Annotated in this window: 3 protein-coding genes and 1 pseudogene; all 4 read right to left on the reverse strand. The window is 74.8% G+C overall.

Annotated elements, in window-relative coordinates; genetic code table 11:
• Positions 1-36 precede the first annotated feature (36 nt).
• A complete protein-coding gene (locus tag DER29_RS04935; RefSeq protein ID WP_199729125.1) occupies positions 37-282 on the reverse strand; it encodes a ferredoxin in 246 nt (81 codons plus the stop codon).
• A gap of 87 nt (positions 283-369) precedes the next feature.
• Entirely contained in the window at positions 370-1245 is an 876-nt protein-coding gene (locus DER29_RS04940) for a VCBS repeat-containing protein (protein WP_121396242.1), read from the reverse strand.
• Positions 1246-1421: 176 nt separating this feature from the next.
• Entirely contained in the window at positions 1422-2618 is a 1197-nt protein-coding gene (locus DER29_RS04945; protein WP_121396243.1) for an alpha-hydroxy acid oxidase, read from the reverse strand.
• A 55-nt stretch (positions 2619-2673) separates the two neighbouring features.
• A pseudogene (locus DER29_RS04950) lies at positions 2674-11925 on the reverse strand (type I polyketide synthase); the annotation flags it as partial.
• Positions 11926-11937 lie beyond the last annotated feature (12 nt).

An 11937-nucleotide genomic window follows, 5' to 3' on the forward strand; every position in this document is an offset into this window, starting at 1 on the left:
CCGCCGGGCGTGGTCACACCCGGCGGGCCCCCGCCGTCATCGCTTCGGGGCGATCAGCGTCCCGTCCTGCGCGTCGAGCACCGAAATGGCCTCCACCGGGCAGAACTCGGCGGCCTCGACCACCAGATCGGACGGCGCCACCACGTCGGCCAGCGGCCGGGAGACGGGGTCCATCGCGAAGTGGTCCGGCGCGCTGCCCACGCAGAAACCCGAGCTGATGCAGCGTTTCGATTCCACCACCAACCGCCACCCGGCCTGGTCGCCGGCCTCGTTCGCGCTCACCACTGCCCCTCTCGTCGTACGTCCACCGTGCCGGGTCGCGGGACCGCGCGTGGCGGCCCGCCCGGTTGCGGCGCGAGCTGACCCACGTCAGCTCACCACCGAGTACTTCTGCCAGCCGGTCGCGACGACCTCCGGTGCGGACAGCGTCGCGAACGGCCGGTCCGGGTCGAACTTGCCGTTGTGCAGGTGGACGACGAGCGTGCCGTCGGCGCGCAGACCCAGCAGGTCCGGGCGGCCGTCCAGGTCGATGTCGGTCACCGTGATGATCTCGTACTCCTGCCAGCCGCGGCCGAGCGTGAACCACCGGCCCTCGCCCCGCCACCACGGACCCTCGCCGGAGGTGTTGTGCGCGAACTCGTACAGGTCCAGGTCGCCGTTCGCCCGCCGGACCAGCAGGTCGGGCCGGCCGGTGCCGGTGACGTCGGCCATCGCCAGCGGGAAGTCCTCGACATCGACCGTCACCAGGCGGTGCGCGGTGCGGTCGTACGTCTCGTTCTGCTTGACCTGGCGCTGGTTGAAGAACGCGTCGACGTGGCCGGCGTTCTGCTCGCGGCCGAACATGTCGTCGCAGCCGTCCAGGTCCACGTCCGCGATGCCCAGGGTCTCCCACTTCTTGTCGTCCCGGGCGCCGGAGATGCGGATCGGTTCACCGAGGGTGTCGAGACCGTTCAGCCCACCCTTGTTCGGGTAGAGGAAGATCCCGTGCGTCTCGTTCATGTGCGTCATGCTCACGCCGATGACGTCGGCGTAGCCGTTGCCGTTGACGTCGATGGGACGGACCAGCCCGTGGTTGCGCTCCGGGTGGAAACCGGTGCTGATCAGCACCGGCTCGCCGAAGGTCTCGCCACCACGGAAGCTGCCGCTGTGCGGGAAGACCAGCAGTTCGCCCGTGACGTCGTCACGGACCATGATGTCCATCCTCCCGTCCCCGTTGAACGAACGGCAGTGACCATTCCCGCCCATGCGTGCCACAGATAACCTCCACGTACGCCCCGAAATACGACAGTCCGATCATTACGAAGGGCTCCGGGAGGGGGTAACCCCTACCGACACCCCTCACCACCCGTGAAGAGACCACCACGAACGGCCACCATCCGCCCTTCGCGACGGTCCATCCGGGAACCGAGGAACCGCGGGAGTCAGCGAAACCTGACGTGCGAGCGGTTCAGCTCGCCCACCGAGGAGACCCCGAGCAGCTTCATGGTGACCTCGATCTCCCGGCTCAGAATCTCCATGGCCCGTACGACGCCCCGCCGGCCGCCGGCCATCAGCCCGTACTGGTAGGCCCGGCCGACCACGGCGGCGGTGGCGCCCAGCGCGATCGCGGCCACGATGTCCGCGCCCGAGGTGATGCCGGTGTCGACGAGCACCTCGACCCGGTCGCCGACCTCGTCGACCACGTGCGGCAGCAGCTCGACGGGCACCGGGGCCCGGTCGAGCTTGCGACCGCCGTGCGTGGAGAGCCACACCCCGTCGACCCCGACGGCCGCGACCCGCTTGGCGTCGGCGACGCTCTGCACGCCCTTGGCGACGAGCTTGCCCGACCAGGCGCCGCGCAGCCACTCGACGTCCTCGATGGACAACCGGGGGTTGAACACCCGCTTGATCATGTCGGACGCGGACCCGCCGGTCGCCTTGAGCACCTGCGGCGACGGGGTGCCGGCCCGCCACTGCCGCATCCACCAGCCCGGGTGCAGGAACGCCTCGGCGATGGTGCCGATGCTCATCGACGGCGGGATGGTGAGCCCGTTGCGGATGTCGCGGCGGCGCGGCACGGAGATCGGCGTGTCCAGCGTCAGCAGGATGGTGTCGAACTTCGCCTCCTCGGCGAGCGCGATCAGCTCCTTGACCATCGCCCGGTCCTCGGCGAAGTACAGCTGGAACCAGTGCCGGCCCTGCGGCGCGGCGGCGGCGACGTCCGCCAGCGACGTGGTGGCGAGCGTGGAGACCGAGTACGGAATGCCGAACTGCTGCGCCACCGAGGCGACCGCCGGCTCGCCCTCGGCGTGCATCACCCGGTTGAACCCGACGGGCGCCAGGGCGAACGGCAGCTTCTGCCGCTTGCCGAGCACCGTCCGGCTGGTGTCGAGGGCGGACACGTCGCGCAGCACCGACGGCTGGAACTCGATGTTGGCGAACGTCTCCCGGGCGCGGCTGAGGCTGCGCTCGCTGTCGGCCGCCCCGTCGCAGTAGTCGAACACCATCCGGGGCACGGCCCGCCGGGCCACGGCACGCAGGTCGGTGATGCCCGCCGCACGCAGCAGCCGGCGTTCCGTCGGGTTCCACGCCACCTTGGGCGGCTTGATGAGGCTGCTCATCCGGGCGGACTTGCTCATGAGGGCTTCCTTCCGTGAGGGGTGGCGAAGGGCCGCTCCTCGGCGTGGGGGTCTGTTATGCGACGAGGGCCCGCTGGGCCAGCAGCTCCTCGACCACCTCGGCAGGCGTCGGGTGGTCGTAGACGAGCGCGGCGGTCAGCTCCAGCCCGGTGAGAGCCTCCAGCCGGCGTCGCAGCTCCACGGCGGTGAGCGAGGAGAAACCGATGTCGAGGAACTCCTGGTTCTCGTCGACCGTGGCGGCCGACGGCAGACCGAGCGTGTACGCGGTCTGGGCCCGCACCACGTGGGACAGCACCGCGCGGGTCTCGGCCTCGTCGGCCCCGTCGAGCAGCCGGCGCAACGCCTCGGGGCTGTCGGCGTCGAGCGTGTCCTCGGCGGTCTCGGTGATGTGGCGCATCGCGTCCGGCAGGTCCCGCAGCAGCGGGCTCGGCCGGTACCGGGTGTAGTCGGGCGCGAACGAGGCCCAGTCCACGGCGGCGGCGACCCGGCCGACCGCGCCCGCGCCCACCGCCGCGCCGAGCTGCTCCACGGTGAGATCCGGACCGACCGCGACCGACACCACCCCGTCGCGCTGCTGGGCGATCGCGTCGAACACGGCCGCCGTCTCGGCGGCGCCGGCGACGCCGAACATCTCGTCGGCCGTGTGCACGAGCACGAGCCGCTCCGCCCGGGCGGCGAGGGCCGTCTCGACCGCGTCGTCGGCGTCGCTGGTGACGACCACGGTGTCGGCGGCTTCCGTGGTGACCGTCGCGCCCGCCGCCTCCAGCAGGGCCGCGATCCTGTCCGCCAGCGGCCCGCCGTGCAGCGCCACCGTGCCCGCCGGCCGCCACGGCTCACCGGTCGGCGCGGGGGCCGCGACGAGCCGGCGGGCGAAGACGCCCGCCGAGCGCAGCGCCACCTGGTCCTCGCCGGCACCCCGGGTGAGCACCCGGCAGAGGGCGGTCAGCGTCCGGTCGTCGAGCGTCTCCGGCAGGTCGACGACCCCGCCCCAGGCCCGGGGCGTGGCGAGGGCGGTGGAGCGGCCGAAGCCGTACACCGCCGCCCCGTCCAGGTCGGTGATCCGCTCGGCGGGGGTGACCGCGGCCGCGCCCCGGGTCAGGCACCACACCGGGGTGTCGATGCGCGCCTCGTCGAGGGCCCGGACCAGCGCGGCCGGGGTGGGGCCGGCGGGCGTCGTCAGGACCCCCGCGGCCACGTGCTCCGGCGTCAGGTCGAGCAGCTCGTCCACCGTGCCGTCGCGGTACACGCGCACGTCGGCGCCGTGCCGGGTCATCGCCTCGGCGATCCGTTCGGCGCCCGCCGGCACCAGCCACACGCCCCGCAGCGCGGCCACCGGCAGCTCCGTGACCGGGGACCAGCGCAGCTGGTAGCCGGGCGCGGGCCCGCGTCGCCACGACGCCAGCGCCACCGCGACGTCCTTCAGGGTCGCGGAGTCGTCCAGGCCCAGCAGCGCGCCCAGGTCGTCGCGGTCGACCGCGGCCCAGAAGTCGTCGCCCGGCGCGGCGACGGCCGGCGCGTCCGGCCACAGGCGGGTGCGCTGGAAGGCGTACGTGGGCAGGTCGACGGGGCGCGCGCCGGCGAAGAAGGCCGGCCAGTCGACGGGTACGCCGCGGTTGTGCAGGCGGCCGAGCGCCTCGGTCGCCACCAGTTGCCCGTCCCGGTCGGCGCGCTGCGCGGGCACGAACTCGGCGTCCGCCACGCACTCCCGGCCGAGGGCGGTGAGCACCGCGTCCGGGCCCAGTTCGAGGAAGGTGCGTACGCCGCGTGCCGCCAGCGCCTCGACCGCCGCGGCGAACCGCACGGTCGCCCGCACCTGACGCACCCAGTATTCCGGGGTAAGTTCGGCGGGCTCGCCGGTGACCGTGGAGAGCACGGGGATCGTCGGTGGGTGGTGGGTGACGGACCCGGCCACCGCGCGGAACTCGTCGAGCATGGGTTCCATCAGCGGCGAGTGGAACGCGTGCGACACGGTGAGCCGTCTGGTCTTGCGACCGCCGCCGGCCAGCTCCTCGGCGACCGCCAGGGTGGCGGTCTCCTCGCCGGAGAGCACGACCGAGGTGGGGCCGTTGACGGCGGCGACCGCCACGGCGTCGGAGAGCAGCGGCGCGACCTCGTCCTCCGTGGCGCGTACGGCCACCATCGCGCCGCCGGTGGGCAGCGCCTGCATCAGCCGGCCGCGGGCGGCCACCAGCCGGGCGGCGTCCGGCAGGGTGAGGACCCCCGCCACGTGCGCCGCCGCCAGCTCACCGATCGAGTGCCCCGCCACGAAGTCCGGCCGCACACCCCACGACTCGAACAACCGGAACAGCGCCACCTCCACCGCGAACAACGCCGGCTGCGCCCACCCCGTCTGGTGCACCTCCTCCGTGCCCAGCACCTCCCGCAACGGCCGCTCCAGGTGCTCGTCCAACGCACCGCACACCTCGTCGAACGCCGCCGCGAACACCGGGAAGCCCATCAGCGCCCCCGCCATCCCGACCCGCTGCGCCCCCTGACCGGTGAAGAGCACGGCGGTCGCACCGGCGGTGTCGGCGACCCCGCCGACCACCCCGGGGGCGTTCTCGCCACGGGCCAGCGCGGACAGTCCGGCGCGCAGTTCGGCCAGGTCCCGGCCGAGCACGGCCGCCCGGTGCCGCAGGGCGGTACGGGTGGTGGCGAGCGAGAATCCGGCGTCCACGGCGGACGCCTCGTCGGTGAGGTGGGCGGCGAGCCGGGCCGCCTGGTCCCGCAGCGCGGCCTGGTCCCGGCCGGACACCACGAGGGGCACCACCGGCACCTGGGCCGTCGAGTCCACCACCACCGGCTCGGGCGCCTGTTCGATGATCGCGTGCGCGTTGGTGCCGGAGATGCCGAACGAGGAGACGCCGGCGCGGCGCGGGCGTCCCGTCTCCGGCCAGGGCACCGCCCCGGTCAGCAGCCGGACCGCCCCGTCCGCCCAGTCCACGTGCGGCGACGGGGCGTCGACGTGCAGCGTCGGCGGCAGCACGCCGTGCCGGATCGCCTCCACCATCTTGATCACCCCGGCGACGCCGGCGGCGGCCTGGGTGTGCCCGATGTTCGACTTGATCGAGCCGACCCAGAGCGGGTGCTCGCCCCGGTCGCGGCCGTACGTCGCGATGAGCGACCGGGCCTCGATCGGGTCACCCAGGGTGGTGCCGGTGCCGTGCGCCTCGACGGCGTCCACGTCGGCCGGTCGCAGCCCCGCGTCGGCGAGCGCCTGGTTGACCAGGCGCTGCTGCGACGGCCCGTTCGGCGCGGTCATGCCGTTGCTCGCGCCGTCCTGGTTGACCGCGGTGCTGCGCACGACGGCGAGCACCGGGTGGCCGTTGCGGCGCGCGTCGGAGAGCTTCTCGAGCACCAGCACCCCGACGCCCTCACCCCAGCCGGTGCCGTCGGCGCCGGCGGCGAAGGACTTGCACCGGCCGTCCGGGGCGAGGGCCCGCTGGCGGCTGAAGTCGATGAACGCGTTGGGCGTCGCGAGCACGGTCACGCCACCGGCGAGGGCGAGCGCGCACTCGCCCCGGCGCAGCGACTGGGCGGCCAGGTGCAGGGTGACCAGCGACGACGAGCACGCCGTGTCGACGGTGACCGCCGGCCCCTCCAGCCCCAGCGCGTAGGACACCCGGCCGGAGACCACGCCGCCGGCGACGCCGGTGCCGATGAAGCCGTCGAGCTCGGGGGGCAGGTGCTGAAGGTGCGCGCTGTAGTCGTGGTACATCAGGCCGGCGAACACCCCGGTACGGCTGCCGCGCAGGCTGCTGGGATCGATGCCGGCCCGCTCGACGGCCTCCCACGAGGTCTCCAGGAACAGCCGCTGCTGCGGGTCCATGGCCAGGGCCTCGCGGCGGGAGATGCCGAAGAACTCGGCGTCGAACCAGGCCGCGTCGTACAGGAAGGCGCCCTCCCCGCAGTAGGTGCGGCCGGGCTTGTCCGGGTCCGGGTCGACGAGGTTGTCGATGTCCCAGCCGCGGTCGGTCGGGAAGCCGGCCACCGCGTCGACGCCCCCCGCCACCAGGTCCCACAGCTTCTCCGGCGAGCTGGCGCCGCCGGGGAACCGGCAGCCCATGCCGACGATCGCGATGGGGTCGTCGGTGCCGTCGGACGTGGCCACGACCACGGCGGCGGCCGACCCTCCGGCGAAGAGTTCCGCGTCCAGGTGCTCGGCCAGCACCGTCGGGTTCGGGTAGTCGAAGACCAGCGTGACGGGCAGCCGCAGGCCGACGACCGCGTTGAGGCGGTTGCGGAACTCGACGGCGGTGAGCGAGTCGAAGCCCAGCTCCTTGAACGCCTTCGTCGCGCCGACCGCCTCGGCGCCCCCGTGCCCGAGCACGACCGCGACCTGCGCACGGACGATGTCGACCAGCTCCTTGCGGCGCTCGGCCGGGCCGCGACCGGCGAGGGCCGCGACCAGGTCGGAGGCCGCCGCGGCGTCGGCGGAGACCTGGCGTCGCGCCGGGGTGCGGACCAGGCCGCGCAGCACCGGGGGCAGCACGCCGCCGGTCGCCTGCTCCCGCAGGGCGGCGAGGTCCAGGTGGATCGGCACGAGGGCCGGTTCGGGCGCGGAGAGCGCCTCGTCGAGAAGCGCGAGCCCGTCCTCGGTCGAGAGCGGCCGCACGCCGGAGCGCCGCATCCGGGCGAGGTCGGCGTCGTCGAGGGCGCCGGTGAGGCCGGTGCGCTGCTCCCACATGCCCCACGCCAGCGACACCGCGGGCAGGCCCCGGGCGCGCCGGTGGGCGGCGAACGCGTCGACGAACGCGTTGGCCGCCGCGTAGTTGCCCTGCCCGGGGCCGCCGAGGACGCCCGCGGCCGAGGAGAACACGACGAAGGCGCTCAGGTCGCCGGCCAGCTCGTGCAGGTTGACGAGCGCGTCGACCTTGGGGCGCAGCGCGGTCGCGACCCGCTCCGGAGTGAGCGACGGGATCATCCCGTCGTCCAGGACGCCGGCCGTGTGCACGACCGCCGTGGGCGGATGCTCCGCGACGAGCGCGGCCAGCGCCTCGCGGTCGGCGGCGTCGCAGGCGGCGACCGTCACGTCGACGCCCTGGGCGGTCAGCTCCTCGTGCAGCGTCGCCAGGTCCTCGGTCATGCCACGGCGGCCGGCGAGCACGAGCCGACGTACGCCGTGCCGCGCGACGAGGTGCCGGGCGACGAGGCGGCCGAGCGTGCCCGACGCCCCCGTGACAAGGACGGTGCCGGTGATCTCCGGCGGCGTGCCCGGCTGCCCGGACGCCTTCGCGAGGCGGGGCACGAGGACCTCGGTGCCGCGCAGGGCGAGCTGCGGCTCGCCCGAGCGCAGCGCGGGCACGAGGTTCGGCGCCCACTGCCCGCCGGCGACGTCGACGAGCACGATCCGGCCGGGGTTCTCGGACTGGGCCGAGCGCAGCAGGCCCCAGACGGCGGCGAGCGCCGGCTCGGTCGCGTCGGTGGCCCCTTCGGTCAGGACGACCAGACGGGCGGCGGCGAACCGGTCGTCGGCGAGCCACTCCTGGGTGGCGGCGAGGGTGCGCTCCACCGCCCGGTACGTGGCCCCGATGAGGTCGTCGCCGTCCCGGGTGACCGGGAGGACCACGTAGTCGGGGACCTCGGCGATCGCGGCGAGGCTGTCGTACGCGGTGGCGCCGGGCAGCTCGCCGCCCACGACCGCGACCGTGACCGCGCCGTCGGCCACCGGGACGGGCACCCAGTCGAGCACGTGCATCGCCTGGTGGCGCGGGTTCGTCAGGTCGGCGAGCGCGCCCGCCGGCAGGCGGCGGACGGCCAGCGTGTCGATCGTGGCGACCGGCGCGCCGGCCTGGTCGGCGACGGTCACCGCGACGGCGTTCGGGCCGGCCGGCCGAATGGTGACCCGGAGCCGGGCGGCGCCGGTGGCATGCAGGGTCACCCCGTGCCAGGCGAACGGCAGCCAGGGCCCGCCCTCGCCGTCGTCCGAGGTGAACACGCCCAGGCCGAGCGGGTGCAGCGCCGCGTCGAGCACCGCGGGGTGCAGGCCGAAGCCGGCGACCTTCGCCCCCTCGGGGGCGGTGACCTCGGCGAACACCTCGTCGCCCCGGCGCCACACCGAGCCGAGGCCGCCGAAGGCGGGGCCGTACGTCACGTCGAGCGCGGCGAACCGGTCGTACAGCTCGGCGGTGTCCAGTGCCTCCGCGCCCTCGGGCGGCCAGACGCCCGCCGGGGCCGCGGCGCGGTCGCCGGCGCCGGGCGCGCCGGCGCCCAGGGTGCCGGTGGCGTGCCGGGTCCACGGGCCGTCGCCGTCGGGCCGCGAGTGCACGGTCAGCCGCCGGGCGCCGTCCGGGCCGGGCTCGCCGACGCGGAGCTGGACCTGCACCGCGCCCCGCTCCGGCACCACCAGGGGCGCTTCGAGCGTCAGCTCCTCGACCTCGGTGGCGCCCACCTCGTCGCCCGCCCGGATCGCCAGCTCGACGAAGGCCGTGCCGGGCAGGAAGATCCGGCCCGCCACCCGGTGGTCGGCGAGCCACGGGTGCGCCGAGGTCGACAGCCGGCCGGTGAGCAGCACACCGTCCGCGCCGGCGAGCGACACGGTCGCGCCGAGCAACGGGTGTCCGGTGGAGCCCAGGCCGAGGCCGGTGGCGTCGACCGGCCCGCCCGCGCCGCTGGGCCAGTAGGTCCGGCGCTGGAAGGCGTACGTCGGCAGGGCGACCGGTCGGGCCGGGGCGGTGACCAGCGTGGCCCAGTCCGGCTGCACGCCACGGGTGTGCGCCTGACCCAGCGACAGCAGGAACCGGCGCAGGCCGCCCTCGTCGCGGCGCAGCGTGCCGACAACCGAGCCGCCGCCCGCCTCGTCGAGCAGGTCCTGCACGGCGGGTACGAGCACCGGGTGCGAGCTGACCTCGACGAAGGAGTCGATGCCGTCGGCGATGACGCCCCGTACGGTCTGCTCGAACTCGACGGTCTGCCGCAGGTTGCGGTACCAGTACTCGGCGACCAACTCGGCGGTGTCGAGCAGCTCACCGGTGACGGTCGAGTAGAGCGGGACGTCGCTGGTGCGGGGCCGCACGGGGGCGAGGACCCGGAGCAGCTCCTCGCGCATCGACTCGACGTGCGCCGAGTGCGACGCGTAGTCGACGTCGATCCGCCGCGCGCGGACCCCGTCGCGCTCGCACTCGGCGAGCAGCTCGTCGAGCGCCTCGGGCGCGCCGGAGACGACCACGGTGGACGGCCCGTTCACGGCGGCGACCGACAGCCCGGGCCGCAGCCGCCGGGCGACCTTGGCGACCGGCTCGGAGACGGACACCATGCCGCCCCGCCCGGCGAGGTCCACGGCGATCAGCTGGCTGCGCCGGGTCACCACCAGGGCGGCGTCGTCCAGGGAGAGCGCGCCGGCCACGCAGGCGGCGGCGATCTCGCCCTGGGAGTGTCCGACGACGGCGGCGGGCTCGACGCCGTGCGAACGCCACACCGCCGCCAGCGAGACCATCATCGCGAACAGCGCGGGTTGGACGACGTCGACCCGGTCCAGGGAGGCGGCGCCCGGGACGCCGCGCAGCACGTCGAGCAGCGACCAGTCGGTGTGCCGGTCCACGGCGGTGGCGCACTCCGCCATCCGGGCGGCGAAGACAGGTGAGGTCTCCAGCAGCTCGGCGGCCATGCCCAGCCACTGCGAGCCCTGGCCGGGGAAGAGGAACGCGGTGCGGTCGCCGGCGTCGGCGAGCCCGGTGACGAGGTTGCGGGCCGCGCCGCCGTCCGCGAGCGCGTCGAGCGCGGTGGACAGCTCGTCGCGGTCCCCGACGAGGACGGCGCGGTGCGGGAGGCGGGCGCGGGTGCTGGCGAGCGCGTACGCGACATCGTGCGCGTCGAGGTCGTCGGTCAGGCGCTCGCGCAGCCGCACCGCCTGGTCGCGCAGCGCCGCCTCGGTCCGGGCCGACAGCACCCACGTGGTGGGGCCCTCGGCCGGCGGGGCGCTCTCCGGGGTCTCGGCGGCCGGTGGCTCCTCGATCAGCACGTGGGCGTTGGTGCCCGAGATGCCGAACGACGAGACGCCCGCGCGCCGCGGGTTCTCGCCCCGTGGCCACCGCACCGGCTCGCTGAGCAGCTGAACCGCGCCCTCGGCCCAGTCCACGTGGTGCGACGGCTTGTCGACGTGCAGGGTGCGGGGCAGCTCCTCGTGCCGCAGCGCCATGACCATCTTGATCACGCCGGCGACGCCTGCGGCGGCCTGGGTGTGCCCGAGGTTCGACTTGACCGAGCCGAGCCAGAGCGGCCGGTCCCGTTCCTGGCCGTAGGTGGCGATGAGCGACTGGGCCTCGATCGGGTCGCCCAGCGTGGTGCCCGTGCCGTGCGCCTCCACCGCGTCCACGTCGGCCGTGGTGAGCCCGGCGTTCGCCAGCGCGGCCCGGATGACCCGCTGCTGCGACGGCCCGTTCGGCGCGGTGAGGCCGTTCGACGCGCCGTCCTGGTTGACGGCCGAGCCGCGCACCACCGCCAGGACGCGGTGCCCGTTGCGGCGCGCGTCCGACAGCTTCTCGAGCACGAGTACGCCGACACCCTCGCCGAACGCCGTGCCGTCCGCCGCCGAGGCGAAGGCCTTCACCCGACCGTCCGGGGCGAGCCCCTTCTGGCTGGAGAACTCCACGAACGTGCCGGGGGTGGAGATGACGCAGGTGCCGCCGGCCAGCGCGAGGTCGCAGTCGCCGCTGCGCAGCGCGTGCGCGGCCACGTGCATCGCCACCAGCGACGACGAGCAGGCCGTGTCCACGGTGACGGCGGGGCCCTCCAGCCCCAGCACGTACGACACCCGGCCGGACACGACGCTGCCCGCGACCCCGGTCATCGTGTAGCCGATGAGCGCGTCGACGTCGCGCTGCATGGCGTTCAGGTACTCGACGCTGTTCGCGCCGACGAAGACGCCGGTCCGGCTGCCCCGCAGCGAGTGCGGGTCGATCCCGGCGTGCTCGAACGCCTCCCACGACGTCTCCAGCATCAGCCGCTGCTGCGGGTCCATGGCGAGCGCCTCGCGCGGGCTGATGCCGAAGAAGCCCGCGTCGAAGTCGGTGGCGTCCGGGATGAAGCCGCCCCGCCGCACGTAGCTGGTGCCGGTGCCGCCGTCCGGGTCGAACAGCTCGTCCAGGTCCCAGCCCCGGTTGGTGGGGAAGTCGGTGATGCCGTCGCCGCCGGACGACACCAGCTCCCACAGGTCGTCGGCGGAGCGTACGCCGCCGGGGAAGCGGCAGCCGATGCCGACGATGGCGATCGGCTCCCGCTCCGTGGCGGTACGCAGCTTCCGCCGCGTCTCGTGCAGGTCGGCCGTCACGCGCCGGAGGTACTCGACAAGCTGCTCTTCGTTCGCCATCAGTAAGCCCTC

The sequence above is a fragment of the Micromonospora sp. M71_S20 genome (assembly GCF_003664255.1).
Taxonomy (GTDB): domain Bacteria; phylum Actinomycetota; class Actinomycetes; order Mycobacteriales; family Micromonosporaceae; genus Micromonospora.

Excerpts from the sequence above, each read along its gene's own strand:
- DER29_RS04940 (WP_121396242.1), bottom strand. The coding sequence starts at position 1,245 with ATGGGCGGGAATGGTCACTGCCGTTCGTTCAACGGGGACGGGAGGATG.
- DER29_RS04945 (WP_121396243.1), bottom strand. The coding sequence starts at position 2,618 with ATGAGCAAGTCCGCCCGGATGAGCAGCCTCATCAAGCCGCCCAAGGTG.